This is a genomic window from Nonomuraea fuscirosea (assembly GCF_035917475.1).
Classification (GTDB): Bacteria; Actinomycetota; Actinomycetes; order Streptosporangiales; family Streptosporangiaceae; genus Nonomuraea; species Nonomuraea fuscirosea.
This window is the reverse complement of sequence record NZ_CP109074.1, coordinates 2,822,206-2,836,813: the sequence shown is the minus strand read 5'-3', so window position 1 is coordinate 2,836,813 and position 14,608 is coordinate 2,822,206. Positions and strand designations below refer to the sequence as shown.

At 72.2% G+C, this 14,608-nt stretch carries 9 protein-coding genes; 4 read left to right on the top strand and 5 right to left on the bottom strand.

Features of this window, described 5'->3' with window-relative positions:
* The first annotated feature begins 86 nt into the window (after positions 1-86).
* Positions 87-917, top strand: coding sequence for an SAM-dependent methyltransferase (locus OIE67_RS12755; protein WP_326639785.1), 831 nt, complete (start codon positions 87-89; stop codon positions 915-917).
* Positions 918-1,041: 124 nt separating this feature from the next.
* On the opposite strand, the gene OIE67_RS12750 is transcribed toward OIE67_RS12755, so the two are convergent.
* The 5 genes from OIE67_RS12750 to OIE67_RS12730 all read right to left on the bottom strand — a co-directional run bounded on the left by OIE67_RS12750 (position 1,042) and on the right by OIE67_RS12730 (position 9,242).
* The gene (locus tag OIE67_RS12750; protein WP_326639783.1) at positions 1,042-1,419 is read right to left on the bottom strand and encodes a YchJ family protein; all 378 of its coding nucleotides are present in this window, start codon (positions 1,417-1,419) and stop codon (positions 1,042-1,044) included.
* A 121-nt stretch (positions 1,420-1,540) separates the two neighbouring features.
* Positions 1,541-2,368, bottom strand: a complete 828-nt coding sequence (locus OIE67_RS12745) for an NAD-dependent protein deacetylase (RefSeq protein ID WP_106251411.1) — start codon at positions 2,366-2,368, stop codon at positions 1,541-1,543.
* 125 nt (positions 2,369-2,493) lie between these two features.
* Complete coding sequence (locus OIE67_RS12740; protein ID WP_326639778.1) at positions 2,494-4,266, bottom strand: ABC transporter ATP-binding protein; 1,773 nt, start codon at positions 4,264-4,266, stop codon at positions 2,494-2,496.
* Positions 4,263-6,002: an ABC transporter ATP-binding protein gene (locus tag OIE67_RS12735; protein ID WP_326639777.1), complete on the bottom strand. Its 1,740-nt coding sequence runs from the start codon at positions 6,000-6,002 to the stop codon at positions 4,263-4,265. Before OIE67_RS12735 ends, OIE67_RS12740 begins: the two co-directional genes overlap by 4 nt.
* Before the next feature lie 282 nt (positions 6,003-6,284).
* Complete coding sequence (locus tag OIE67_RS12730; RefSeq protein WP_326639774.1) at positions 6,285-9,242, bottom strand: hypothetical protein; 2,958 nt, start codon at positions 9,240-9,242, stop codon at positions 6,285-6,287.
* 478 nt (positions 9,243-9,720) lie between these two features.
* On the opposite strand from OIE67_RS12730, the gene OIE67_RS12725 reads away from it, so the two are divergent.
* From OIE67_RS12725 to OIE67_RS12715, 3 genes are all read left to right on the top strand, one after another.
* Positions 9,721-10,848 (top strand): PP2C family protein-serine/threonine phosphatase, encoded by a 1,128-nt coding sequence (locus OIE67_RS12725; protein WP_326639772.1) that lies wholly within the window; start codon positions 9,721-9,723, stop codon positions 10,846-10,848.
* A gap of 77 nt (positions 10,849-10,925) precedes the next feature.
* On the top strand, positions 10,926-12,089 hold the full coding sequence (locus OIE67_RS12720; RefSeq protein WP_219912404.1) for a pyridoxal phosphate-dependent aminotransferase: 1,164 nt from the start codon (positions 10,926-10,928) through the stop codon (positions 12,087-12,089).
* A gap of 172 nt (positions 12,090-12,261) precedes the next feature.
* Entirely contained in the window at positions 12,262-14,565 is a 2,304-nt protein-coding gene (locus OIE67_RS12715; RefSeq protein ID WP_326639769.1) for an excinuclease ABC subunit UvrA, read from the top strand.
* Positions 14,566-14,608: the final 43 nt, after the last annotated feature.

Here is a 14,608-nt window from a genome sequence, read left to right as displayed (position 1 = left end):
CGCTTATCCCACCCACCATTTCCCGAAATTTCCGCACTTTCCGGCAGTACGATCACGCGAGCTGACGTTCCCCGAAGGAGCCCACAGTGGCCGACAACGAGCGGGAGCGGGGCCCGGCGGGCATCGACACCACCAAGCCCAACGTCTCCCGCGTCTACGACTACATGCTCGGTGGCAAGGACAACTACGAGGCCGACCGCCTGATGGCGCAGAAGGCGCTCGAGATCGCCCCCGACGCCCGCGAATCCGGGCGCGCCAACCGCGAGTTCCTCGGGCGCGTGGTCCACTACCTGGCCGCCGAGGCCGGCATCCGCCAGTTCGTCGACCTGGGCTCCGGCCTGCCCACCCAGGGCAACGTGCACGAGATCGCCCAGTCGGCCGCCGCGAACACCCGGGTCGTCTACGTCGACCACGACCCGACCGTCCTGGTCCACGCCCGCGCCCTGCTCGCCGTGAACGACACCACCACGGTCGTCGAAGCCGACGTACGCGAGGCGGACCGGATCCTGGACCATCCGAAGATCCGGCGGGTCATCGACTTCGAGCAGCCGGTGGGCCTGCTCATGTTCGCGATCCTGCACCATCTGACCGACGACGACGACCCGGCCGGGATCATCCGCGCCATGATGGCCCGCCTGGCACCGGGCAGCCACCTGGCCGTCTCCTGCTTCCACAACCCCGGCGCGGCCCTTCCCGAGGTCTCCAAGCAGGCGTACGCAGCCGAAAAGATCTTCAACGAAACGCTGGGCACCGGCCGCTGGCGCACCACCGAGGAGATCCTCACCTACTTCGAGGGTCTGGACCTGGTGGAACCCGGCCTCGTCCCCCTACCGGAATGGCACCCCGACACCGACGACCGCGCAGAACCCGGCATCACCTACCACACCTTCGTAGGAGCCGCCGGCCGCAAACCGTAAACCCCGCCCAGCCGCATACCCTGCCGCCCGGACACCGCGCACCGTGACACCCCGGCCGCCGCAGGCCATGACACCCAGACGACCACAGGAAGTCACACCCCGGCGGGCCCCAGGCAGTGAGGCTCTACAGGGCACCCGCGTAGACCCAGCGGCCCTCGTACCGGACGAACCTGCTGTTCTCCTCCATCTCCCCCGGCCGGCCGCGGTCGAGGTAGTGGGCGCGGAAGTGCACGGTGCCCTCGGTGTGCACGACGCTGCCCCCGCTGCTGCCCAGCACCTCCAGCCGCGTCCACTTCACCCGCCGATCCCCTACGGCCCCCGCCGGCCGAGCGGACGGCAGCCAGCTGCGCAGCAGGTAGGCCTCGTCCCCCACAGCGAACGCGCTGAACCGCGACCGCATGAGCTGCTCGGCGGTGGCGGCAGCAGCCTCACCGCGATGGAGCCTGCCACAGCAGTCCTGGTAGGTACCGGGCAGACCGCAAGGACACGCACGAGGAGCCATGCCCCCATTCTCCCCTGGCCTCGACACCCTGGTGCCACCCCTCCGCACCACCACCAGCCCCACGGCCTCGTGGCCGCGACCCCGCTGTGGAGCCGGTCAGGTGGGGGTCGCGAGCCGCCGGTCAGGTGGGGGTCGTGAGCTGGGTCGTGAGGTGGGTCAGGGTCGGGCCTAGTGGGGCGTCCACGGTGAGCGTGGCGTCGGCGTCGGCGCCGGTCGGGCCCTGGTTGACGATCGCGATGGGGATGCCCAGCGCCGCCGCCCGGCTCACGAACCGCAGCCCCGACCTGATCGCCAGCGACGACCCGAGCACCAGCAGCACCCGTGCCCCGCCCACGACCGCGAAACACTCGTCGACGCGCGGCCCCGGCACGTTCTCCCCGAAGAAGACGACGTCCGGCTTGAGCAGCCCGCCACAGCCCGTGCAGTCGACCACGCGGAACGTGGCCACCTGGGCGTCGGTCAGCACGGCGTCACCGTCGGGGTTGATCTGGCCGGCCGCCGCCTCCCAGTCCGGGTTGGCCGCGCGCAGGCGCCGCTCCAGCTCGGCGCGCGGCGTGCGCTCGCGGCAGGACAGGCACACGACACGGTCGAGCCCACCATGCAATTCGATCACCTGGCGGGCGCCGGCCGCCTGGTGCAGGCCGTCCACGTTCTGGGTGACGATGCCGGCCAGCAGCCCGCGCCGCTCCAGCTCGGCCACCGCCCGGTGACCGTCGTTGGGCTGAGCCAGGCCGATCTGCCGCCAGCCGACGTGACTGCGCGCCCAGTAGCGCCGCCGCGCCTCGGCACTGCCCACGAAGCGCTGGTATGTCATCGGCTCGGCCCGCCTGGCTCGCCCCGTCGGCCCCCGGTAGTCGGGAATCCCCGACTCGGTCGACAGCCCGGCCCCGCTGAGCACGGCCACCCGACCCCTGGAGACCAGCTCGACCAGCTCCGCGACCCCGGTCATGCTCGGCGTGATGCTTGTTGTCACAGATCCATGGTGCCCCGTCCCACCGACAACCTCGTCCACCACCCCTCCCGCCTCCAACCACCCCACATCCCGAACGGCCCACATCCCGGGTTGCCCGAGGGTCAGTCGCCCGTTCGTTCCTCCGCTTCGGCGATCAGTTCGGCGTGCCAGAGCCGGCGCATCTCCGGGCAGGTCTCCAGCAGTTCGGCCAGCGGCCCCCGCCCGGCGACCCGGCCCCGGTCCAGGACGATCACCTGGTCGGCGCGTTCGAGGGCGGCCTGCCGGTGGGAGACGACCAGCACGGTCTCCGGGCCGTTCCGGGCGATCCGCTGCCACAGCAGCCGCTCCGTCTCGACGTCCAGCGCCGACGACAGGTCGTCCACGACCAGCAGGTCCGGATCTCGTACGAGGGCGCGGGCGGCGCTGACCCGCTGCGCCTGCCCGCCGGACAGCCGCATCCCGCGCGGCCCGACGAGCGTGTCCAGCCCGGCGGGCATCTCGGCCAGGTCCTGCTCGAAGGCCGCCAGCTCCAGCGCCCGCCGGGCGTCCCCGGCCCGGCCGAGGAGCAGGTTCTCGCCGAGTTCGGCGGAGAAGAGCCGTGGGACCTGGCCCGCGTACGCCGTCCGCCCGGGAACGAGAAACGTGCCCGGATCCTCGACCGGGACGCCGTTCCACGAGATCGTGCCCTCGTCCAGCGGCAGCAGCCCGAGCAGGGCGCGTACCAGAGTCGTCTTGCCCGCCCCCACGGCCCCGGTCACGACCGTGAACGAGCCCCGCTCGACGCGCAGCCCGACGTCGTGCAGCACCCCGCGCACGCTCAGCCCGCGCGCCTCGAACACGCGCAGCCGGTCGGCGTGCGGCGGCGGGGTCGCGGCGGGCGGCGGGTCGCGGCGCAGCCACACGTCGGTGCCCTTGACCAGGTCGGCGGCGTCCTCGTGCGGCGCCATCATCGCGCTGAGCCGCTCGGTCGCGACCGCGGCCTGCGGCAGCCGGTAGAGGAGGGTGCCGATCGACCGGGGCAGCGCGGTGAGCCAGCCGATGTAGCTGGTGAACAGCGCGAGGTCGCCCACGGTGAAGTCGCCGCCGCGCATGGCGGGCGCGGCGAGCAGCAGGACGAGCCCGATGCTGAGCTCGACGGTCGTGGTGGTCGCCGCGTCGAGCAGGTCGGTCGCCATCCGGTCCTTGACGGCGGCGTCGCGCCGCCGCCGGTTGTGCTCGCGCAGCCGCTCCAGCGCCGCGTCCTCGGCCCCGGCGGTCTTGATCGCCAGTACGCCGCCGAACACCTCCCCCACGTACGCGGTCACGGCCGCCCCGAGCAGCCGGGCCCGCCGGTGCAGCCGCGCGATCGTCCGCCGCATCGTCCTGCTCAGCACGCCGACCGCGATCATCGGCAGCACCAGCACGAACGTGACGACGGGATCGACCGCGGCCATGATCGGCACGGCGGCCAGGGCGAACAGCGTGGTGCCCGCCAGGCTGACACTCTCGTCGGTGAAGTCCACCGCGTCGGCCACGTCGTCGCGCATGCGTGCCACGGACTCGCCGGAAGAGTGCGGCAGGCGGGCGGCGGCGGGGCCGCGCGCGGTGAGGACGGAGCGCAGGACGTTCCCGCGCAGCAGGGTCGCGGCGGCGGTCCACCAGTAGACGCCGTACGTCCACGCGACCGTGATCACCACCCCGCGCACGACCTCGACCCCCACGAAAGCGGCGCACCACCACAGCGTCGTCTCCAGGGCGGCCGCCTGATGGCCGCTGATCCGGTCGAAGACCTCGCGCAGGACGAGCCCGCCGGCCAGCGGGATCACGTGGACCGGCAGCCACAGCAGCGCTCCGATCACGTACCGGCGCAGGTCGAACGTGGCCAGCCGGGTGGCCACCCGCGTCACCGGCCTCACCGGCTCACCCCCGCCAGGTCCAGCAGCCGGCCGAAGCGGCTGTGCGGGTCGGCGGCGAGGTCGGCGCGGCGGCCGTACTCGACGATCTTGCCGTGGTCGAGCACCGCGATCTTGTCCACCCTGGCGAGGGACGACAGGCGATGCGCGATGATCACGCCGGTCCGGCCGCGCAACAGCCGGGCGACGCCGTCCTCGATGCGGCGTTCGGTGGCCGGGTCGAGTCGGCTGGACGCCTCGTCCAGCACGACGAGCCCGGGATCAGCGAGGAAAGCGCGGGCGAACGCGAGGAGCTGCGCCTGCCCGGCGGACACGGTACGCAGCTCGGTGTCGAGCCCGTCGGGCAGCGCGTCCGCCCATTCCCCGAGCCCGGCCGCGGCGAGCGCCGCGCGCAGCCGTTCGTCCCCCGGGGAGGGCCGGAACAGCGTGAGGTTGTCCCTGACGCTGGCCGCGAAGAGCTGCACGTCCTGGGTGACCACGCCGATCCTGGCCCGCAGCGAACGCGGGTCGGCCTCGCGCAGGTCCAGGCCGCCCACCAGCACGGTCCCCTCGACCGGGTCGTGCAGGCGCAGGACGAGCCGGCCCAGCGTGGTCTTGCCGCTGCCGGTCCGCCCGACCAGGCCGAGTGTCTCCCCGGGCGCGAGCGTGAGGTCGATCCCGGACAGCACCTGCTCGTCGTCGCCGGGGTAGGAGAACCCGACGCCGTCGAGGCGCAGGCCGAGCGCCCCGGTGGCGGGCAGGGGGCGGGTGCCGGGGATCAGCGACGGGCGCTCGGCCAGCAGTCCCGCGATGCGGGACAGCCCGGCCAAGGCCGCCTGGTACTGCCTGATCTGGTCGATCAGCCGCTCGAACGGCGCCCGCACCATGAGCGTGTACTGGAAGAGCAGCACGGCGGTGCCCACCGTGAGCGCCCCGGTCTCCATGGTCCAGGCCGCCAGCGCCAGCATGATCGCGGTCCCGGCGGCGAAGGCCACCGAGGTGCCCGCCAGCAGGGTGGTGCCGATGCGGGCGTCGTACCGCTCGGCGCGCAGGACGGCTGCGCTCGTCTGGTGGAACCGGCGTACGGTGTGCTCGCCCGCGCCGTTGGCCCGCAGGTCCTCGGCGCCCGCGAGGCGCTCTTCGAGCACGCCCATCAGGGTCGCGTTCGCGGCGCGGGAGCCGGCCGCCGAGGGGACGGCCAGGCGCTGCGCCCTGACCATGCCGTACCCGATGAGCAGGCAGTACGCCAGCAGCACGGTCCCGATGCGCCAGTCGACGGTGAAGACGACGGCGACCACGCCGGCCAGCAGCAGCACGCCGGCCACGACGTCGAGCAGGAACGCCACCATGAAGTCGCCGACCGCGACGACGTCGCCGTCCACCCGCTCGATCAGTTCGCCGGGGGTGTGCCGGCCGTGGAAGGCCAGGTCGAGGCCGAGTGTGTGCTCGGTGAGCCGCTCGCGCAGGCGGTTGGCGCCGTCCCAGGCGAGCCGGCTGGCCAGCCACGCGGTCAGCATGCGGACCGCCTGGCCTCCGGCGGCGAGCCCGAGGTAGCCGAGCGCGATCAGTGTCAGGTGGCGGATGCTCGCGCCGGCGATGGCGTCGTCGACGAAGCGCCTGGTGATCTGCGGTGCGGCCAGCGGCAGCGCGGTCGCCGCGGCGACGGCCGCGGCCAGCGCGGCGCTTTGCCGCCGTCCGGGGCGCAGGAGGCGGAGGAGTGAGAGGTCAGAGGATGAGGTCCTGGAGTCGGACGGTCTCAAGAAGCGTCATGCCCTTTGCATAGGAGGATTCGCTGAGCTGGGGGAACATGAACGCTTCCCGCATCGCGGGCCTCCTCGGGGTGCTGAACTGCTTCAGCCCGGGATTACACCAGCCTCCTCCGCACCCCGGCAACCGCTTTTCCGCCCACCCGTGAGGACCGGCGGTCGCCGGCACCGGGTTCTCAAGGGTGATCACCGGTGTCCGCGGGGCCGGGCCTCGGGTCGAGCAGCGGCGTCGTCCGGGGGTAGGGGCACGGCGCCGGGGAACGACGAGCGAGTCCTTCAGCCGTCCGCACCGGGCCAGGGCCAGGGGTAGGGGTGCGCCGACCGCGGCCTGGCACCATCGGCCGCCTGCGAGGCGCGCCCGTTCGGCGGGCCGGGAGAACCGCTGGGAACACCAGCCGGAGAGCCGGTGGAAGTGTCGGCCGGGGAACCGGTGAAGGCCGTCGAACGGGCGTGACCGGCGTGACCGTTGGAGGCACTGTGACTGTTGGGATCGGTGTCCGGCGGCGTGCGGCGGGTGTCCGGGCCGGCGGCCCGCTCTGTCGCCCGTTCCGTCGTCCGCGTAGTCGCCCGCTTCCCCGGGTCGCCGGCGGGGCGCAGGTACACGCAGCGCAGTTCGGCGGCGAACCGCTGGTCGCCGTCCCGGAGCCAGCACTCGTCCGGCCCCGGCAGCACCTCCGTCATCGTGACGCGATCGGCCGCCGCCGCCAGCCGGGCCAGCCCTTCGAGCAGCGCGGGCGAGCGCGTGTCGACGTAGAAGGGCTCGCGGTCCCGTCCTGAACGGGCGTAGAAGGCGGCGGGCAGATCGTGGACCTGCCGCAGCCGGGCCGCCGCCACCAGCAGCCCCCGGTCGTCGTCGGCCAGGCCGAGCGCTTCGAACGAGGCCCGTCCCACCTGCCAGCGCCGCCGCGAGATGACGACGTTGTCCCAGGTCAGCCGAGGCACGCGGGGCAGGTCGCCGAGCCGGGGCAGGCGGATTCTGGGCAGGGCGAGTGCCGTGTGCAGGGCGGTGTCGTGCTCGCCGTTGTGCAGCAGCAGCGGCTCCTTCGTGCCCTTGGCGTACAGGATCGCGCGCCGGCCGTCGCTGTGGACGTACAGCTCGTCGAGCCCGATCCGCCGCCGCGCCGGATCGGCCGTCGCGCCGCCGAGCTCCAGCACGGGGCCGGGCAGCTCGGACGGCGGCGCGCCGTCGGAGCGGTGGCTGATGACGTTCAGCACGGTGCAGCCGGACAGTGCCCTCCTGATCTCCGCGTCGCGCCCGGCCAGGCAGGCCGCGCCGTCCTCGTGGAACTGGGTCGCCCACGGCGTGAGCAGGACCGAGTCGTGCAGCCGGTCGAGGATCAGCGGGGTGACTCCTTCCTCGTACGCCTCCAGCGAGGCGGCGGCGACCATGACATCGGCCGAGCAGAGCACGGGGACGGCGGGCGGGACGGGTTCGTCGAGCAGACCGGCGAGGTCGAGCGAGCGGACCCCGACCGGCTCGTCGCGCACGAGGGCGGCGATGCGCCGGGAGAGCCTGTCGCTGTGGTCGATCCGCAGGTCGCCGGTCGCCCGCAGCACCTCGGCCAGCTCGAACGTGCCCGCGCCGAGCCGCTCTGCCACCAGCCGGTTGGTGCGCGTCCTGGTCAGCTCGGCCTCCTCGGCGAGCAGGTCGAGCACCCGGGGCACCCGGCCGCGCAGGTCGGCCGCCAGCCCGCCGCCGGCGGTGACCCGCAGCGTGCCGGCGGCGGCCTCGTGCACCACCGGCCGTTCGTCGCGCCGACCGAGGCCGGTCAGCGTCTCGATCCGGCGCTGCACGGCCAGCTTCACGTCCGGCGAGGCTGCCGGGTACTGCCCGAGCAGCTCGCTGAGCTCCTCGACGCGCCGCGCCGACGGCGGCTCACCCCCTGGCCGGCCACCGATGAGAACCCGTTCCCGCTGTACGGGCACATCCGCCGGCACCACGAACCCCCGCCCGCGCACCCCCCGCGCACCGGCCCCCTCCCCACCAGCATCAGCCCCCGCCCCGTCCACGGAATCCACGGCACCAGCCGCATCGACCCCGCGGCCACCCGCAGAGCCCGCAGCACCCCGAACGCCGGATACCGGCCCGTTCGCAGAACACCCGGCATCACCCCCGATGGGCCCCCGCCCGCCCGTGGCACCTCTGCCACCAGATGCCGGGGCGCCCCATGGCCTCCTGGTGCCTCGGCCGTCGGGGGACGGGCCGGCGGTGAGGCCGCATTCGCAGACGTCCGCGCCCGAGGCGAGCGCGCGGCGCAAGCCCTTCACCGCTGAAAGGCGGCCGGGGGCGGGGCGCAGGCCCTTGGCGGCCAGGCGGTCGCGTAGCCAGCTCAAGGGGTCGCAGACGGTGGCGGGCGGGCAGAGGTCGTGGGTGAGCAGGCCGCGCCGGACCGCCACGGCCAGCGCCGCCGAAGCCTGTTCCATGCCCGTGCCGGTCTCCTCGGCGATCTCGGCCAGTGTGCGGCGCCCGTCGCAGTGGGCGGCGAAGGCGGCCCCGTCGTGCGCCTCCCCCGTCCAGGTCGTCCGCCGTGGCACCAGCCCGGCCACCAGGCCGAGGTCGGCCAGGAGGCGCTGCTGCAGCGCCTCGGTCACCCGCGCGGCCGGGTAGGCCACCCGCCGCGTGAGCTCGCGATGCCCCTTCCAGGTGTAGCCGCCGGCGGCACCGGGCTCGACGGTGCCGTAGCCGATGGGCCCGTAGCAGCCGGTCGTCTCGCACGAGGCCGCCAGCCGCTGGAGGCGGGCGGCGAGCTGCCGGCGCGTCCTGCCGCCCTTGGCCCCGCGCCGCAGGTCGCGGTAGAGGGCCGGCTCGTCGCACACGAGCGCGTCGAGGAAACGTTCGTCGCCCATGAGCCCGGCCACGGCCGTCCTGGCCAGCGCCGCGTCCGAAGAGGCGAGGCCGGCGAGGGTGAGCCGGGCCTCCTCCAGCAGCCCGGTCACCTCGTTCCACGCCGCCACCCACCCGTCGGGCCCCGGTGTGCCGGCCGGCAGCGGGCGCAGTGCGCGCAGGCGTCCGCGCAGGCCGCCCGGCAGCCGCCCGTCCCGCTCCTGGTGGCCGCCGGTCCGCGCGCCGGGCGCGTCGGCGAGCAGGCCGAGTGCCCTGCGCTCCAGCCGGACGACCGCCGCGGCCGCCCCCGCCGCCCTCGGATGGGCGAGGGACAGGACGAGCTCCCACGGAAACCCGGCGCTGCGGACGACCACGGCCGGCAGCAGGGTCCAGTCGTGTTCGATGCCCATATGGAACAGCTCCCTTTCGTGGCCCGAATTCCCGCACCCCGCCCCAACTCAGATATTTACAAGATCGTTATTCTCTGTCAATGAGTTTCCGGATGAGAAGAAAATAAGAGCCCGCCGCTCCAGGAGAAAATTCATGTTAAATCCAAACAAGACTCGTCATAATGGACAGCTCCGCTCACCTTCTGTAGCCAAGAACCGGATCCTTGCAGTACGGAGAGCTATCATCTGCCTAGATCAACACGAAGAAGACACCCGAAACCCCACGGAGAAGCACAGGGAACGAATTCAGCATCGGCGAATTAACGCCATTACCACGACGACCGCGACCTCCTTTTTCGCACCCCCATGCGAAATGACGCCGGCGCGTTCTCCTTCACGCCGGGGCAAGGTGGGGTCAAAGGCGCGTGCCAGCGCGCGGGAACGGCGAAACAGGCTGATAGAAGGTGACACGAGCGCGAGGAGCATGGGAGGTGAGCGGGTGACGGAAGACGTGCTGCGCACGGAGCGGCGGGGCGGGGAGGGACGGCGCCTGCGCGCGCCGGTGTTCTTCGTAGGACTGGTCCTGGTCACCCTGGTGATCGTGGTGCTCGACCTGACCACGGGCACGGCGGTCCGGCTGTTCCCGCTGCTGATCTTCCTGCCGGCGATCGTCTCGGGTCTCGGCGCGGTGTGGCAGACGGCCGTCGCCTCGGTCTGGGTGGTCTGCGTGGAGGTCGTCACCGGCGCCTACCTGCGCGGCGCGTGGGACGACATCGCGCTGGCCGCCGGGTTCACCGCGCTGTTCGGGGTGGTGAGCGTGATCGGCTGCCGCTTCCGCGTGCGGCGCGAGGAGGAGGTGCACCGGCTGCGCTCCGCCGCCGCCGCGCTGCAGCGGCAGATCGTCCGCCCGCTGCCGCTGCGGACCGCGGACGTGCTGGTGGACGGCCTCTACCAGCCGGTGGAGGAGGACACGATGGTGGGCGGCGACATGTACGAGGTCGCCCCCTCCAGGAACGGCACCCGCGTGCTCATCGCGGACGTCCAAGGCAAGGGTCTGCCCGCGATCGGCACGGCGCTGGCGGTGCTCGGGTCGTTCAGGGAGGCGGCCTACCGGGAGGAGACCCTCACCGGCGTCGTGGCCGCCATGGAGAACTCCGTCATCAGGCAGAACTTCTTCGCCGCCCACACCGGCGAGCCCGAACGGCTGGTCACCGCCCTGGTGCTCGACATCGGCCACGAGCTCGGTGACGATCCGGCGGTCGAGGCGGTCAACTGCGGCCACATCGCGCCCTTCGTCATCCGGCACGGCGACGCCTGGCAGGCCGACCTGGGCGAGCCCGACGTGCCGCTCGGCGTGGCGTCGCTGACGGACGAGCCGCGCCGGATCACCCGGTTCGCCTTTCCCAGGGGCGCGACGATGCTGCTGTGCACCGACGGCGTCACCGAGGCGCGCGACCCGCACGGCGCCTTCTACCCGCTGGAGGAGCGGCTGCGCGAGTGGGCCCCGTCCCCGCCCGGAGCGCTCGCGGCCGTGCTCGGCGCCGATCTGCGGCAGTTCACCAGGACCGCGCCGCGCGACGACATCGCGATCCTCACGCTCCGCAGGCCGGAACCGCCTCCCGGGTAGTGCGGGAGGGCCCGCTGAACCACCCGCTCCATCGGCGCGTACCTAGACACATCGGACACGTGGTCCATGGAGGTGTCGTGGAGCTCAGTCTCTTGCGGGCACAAGCGCACAGCCCGTCGTACTTCTCACTCATGCGCAGCTCGACGGGAGAGCGCGCCCCGGTGGACTTCTGCATCCCTTGCAACCCGTATTTCCCCACACCGGAGATCTTCGAGCACCTCGGGAGAAACCTGGAGACGATCCTCAAGTTCTATCCGAGCGACGCGGGCACGATCACCGAGGAGCTCTGCTCCACGCTCGGGCTCCATCCCAAGACCGTCGCGATGGGCAACGGCTCGACGGAGCTGATCACCTGGATCGACCACCTGCTGGTACGCGAGAGCCTGGCGGTGCCGATCCCCACCTTCGGCCGCTGGACCGACCAGCCGCTGGAGACCGGCAAGCGGGTGGACATGTATCCGCTGATGGAGAGCCGCAACTTCGCCCTCGACGTGGATGACTTCGTGTCGTTCGTCCGCATGCGCGGCTCCCGCGTGGCGGTGATCTGCAACCCGAACAACCCCGACGGCGGCTACCTGCCCAAGCACGAGGTCCTGTACCTGCTCGACCAGCTCATCGACCTCGACCTGGTGATCGTGGACGAGTCGTTCGGCGACTTCGTGGACGCCGAGCCCTACCCGGGCGTGGCCGCGGAGGCCGCGGTGCGGCCGAACGTGATCGTGCTGCGCAGCCTCGGCAAGAACTTCGGCCTGCACGGCATCCGCTTCGGCTACATGGTGGCCAACCCCGCCCTGGCCGCCCGGGTACGGGACGCGCTGCCGAAGTGGAACCTCAACTCCTTCGCCGAGGTCGTCGTGTTCATGATGCGCCAGTTCATGGGCGAGTACGACGAGAGCCTCAAGCGGCTCAACGCCGACAGGCGGGCGATGTTCCAGCAGCTCAGCACCATGCCGGGGCTGTCGGTCTACGCCTCGCAGGGCAACTTCCTGCTGGTCAAGCTGCCGCCGGGCCATGACGGGGTGCCGCTGCGCGACCACCTGCTCACCGAGCACGGCGTGTACGTCCGCGAGTGCGGCAACAAGCTGGGCACGACCAGCCAGTTCCTGCGCCTGGTCGTTCGTCCCCAGGACGACGTGCGCCGGCTGCTGATCGGCATGACGCAGTTCCTGTACTCGGGCAGCCTGCACGAGATCCCCGTGATCGGCCTGCACCACCGGGCGGTCAATCCGCTCTCGGCGTGAACCGCGGGCGGGGGAAGGCTGGATCCCCCGCCCGCGCCACCTCCCGACGCCGACCCGTGCCGGGCCGCGTCGGCCCGCGCCCGCGTGTCGCACTATGTCGCCCGATGTCGGTGTAAGCTGTCTCGGCTATTTCCTTACGCCATAAAAAGTCGGCCGACGATGGAAGGATTCCGTGCTCTCCAGCCAGCAGGCAAGCACCGTCCAGCCCCGCGATCACACCGCCGCGGACAGCCATGACCACATCCAGGTCCGCGGCGCCAGGGAGAACAACCTCAAGGGCGTCTCCCTCGACATCCCCAAGCGACGGCTCACCGTCTTCACCGGAGTGTCCGGCTCCGGCAAGTCCTCCCTCGTCTTCGACACGATCGCGGCCGAGTCCAGGCGGCTGATCGACGAGACGTACACCGCGTTCGTCCAGGGCTTCATGCCGAGCCTGTCACGTCCCGACGTCGACGCGCTGCACAACCTGAGCGCGGCGATCATCGTGGACCAGGAGCGCATGGGCGCCAACGCCCGCTCCACCGTGGGCACCGCGACGGACGCGCACACCATGCTGCGCATCATCTTCAGCCGCGCCGCCGAGCCGCGCGTCGGCACCGCCTCCGCCTTCAGCTTCAACATGGCCGAGGGCATGTGCCCCGCCTGCGAGGGCCTGGGCAGGACGTCCGAGGTGGACGTGGACGCGGTCGTCGACAGGAAGCTGTCGCTCAACGAGGGCGCGATCAAGCTGCCCGGGTTCGCCGTCGACAGCTGGTCCTGGCAGGTGGTGGCCGGCTCCGGCCTGTTCGACCCGGCCGTCAAGCTGACGGACTTCACCGCCCAGCAGTGGGACGACCTGCTGTACAAGCCCGCCACCAAGCTCAAGTACGGCAGCAGCAACTTCACCTACGAGGGCCTCATCCCCCGGGTCAAGCGCTCCTACCTGGGCAAGGACAGGGAGTCGATGCAGTCGGCGGCGCGGGCGTTCGCCGACCGGGCCATCACGCAGGCCACCTGCACCGCCTGCGGTGGCGCGCGGCTCAACGAGGCCGCCCTGTCGGCCAGGATCCAGGGCCACAACATCGCCGACTGCTCGGCCATGCAGATCAACGACCTGGCCGACTTCGTCCGCGGCATCGACAGCCCGAACGTCGGCCCCGTGCTGGAAGGGCTGCGCTCGACGCTCGACTCGCTGGTGGAGATCGGGCTGGGCTACCTCAGCCTCGACCGGGAGTCCGCCACGCTGTCGGGCGGCGAGGCGCAGCGGGTGAAGATGGTGCGCCATCTCAACTCCAGCCTCACCGACGTCACGTACGTCTTCGACGAGCCCACGGCCGGCCTGCACCCGCACGACATCCAGCGGATGAACCGGCTGCTGCTGGCGTTGTGCGACACGGGCAACACCGTGCTCGTGGTCGAGCACAAGCCGGAGACCATCGCGATCGCCGACCACGTGGTGGACCTCGGCCCCGGCGCGGGCACGGCCGGCGGCGAGGTCTGCTACTCGGGCAACCTGCACGGCCTGCGCCGCTCGGAGACGCTGACCGGCCGCTACCTCGACCACCGGGTCGGGCTGCGCGAGCAGGTCCGCACGCCGTCCGGCTGGCTGCCGATCAGGAACGCCGGCCTGCACAACCTGCGTGACGTGAGCGTGGACCTCCCCCTCGGCGTGCTGACCGTGGTCACCGGAGTGGCGGGGTCGGGCAAGAGCTCGCTGATCCACGGGCACGTCGCCGGGCGGGACGGCGTGGTGGTGGCCGACCAGTCGCCGATCCGCGGCTCGCGCAGGAGCAACCCGGCCACCTACACCGGCGTGCTCGACCCGATCCGCGCGGCCTTCGCCAAGGCCAACGGGGTCAAGCCGGGCCTGTTCAGCGCCAACTCGGAAGGGGCCTGCCCGGGCTGCAAGGGCATCGGGCTCATCTACACCGACCTGGTCATGATGGCCGGGGTGTCCTCGGTGTGCGAGCAGTGCGAGGGCAGGCGCTTCACGCCTGAGGTGCTGACGTACGAGCTGCGGGGCAAGAACATCAGCGAAGTGCTGGAGATGCCGATCTCCGAGGCGCGCGACTTCTTCCGCACCGGCCAGGCCGGGGTCATCCTCGACCGGCTGGTCGCGGTCGGCCTCGGCTACCTGGGGCTCGGGCAGCCGCTCACCACGCTGTCGGGCGGCGAGCGGCAGCGGCTCAAGCTGGCCGTCAACATGGCGAAGAACGGGACCACGTACGTGCTGGACGAGCCCACCACGGGCCTGCACCTGGCCGACGTCGACCAGCTCCTGTCCCTGCTCGACCGCCTGGTCGAGGACGGCAACACGGTCATCGTGATCGAGCACCACCAGGCCGTCATGGCCCACGCCGACTGGATCGTGGACCTGGGGCCCGGCGCGGGTCACGACGGCGGCCAGGTCGTCTTCACCGGGACCCCCGCCGAGCTGGTGGCCGATGGCACCTCGCTGACGGCCGTCCACCTGCGCGACTACGTCAGCAGAAGCTGACGCACCGCTCCCTTCGGAGGGCCATCCCTCCGAAGGGAGCTCG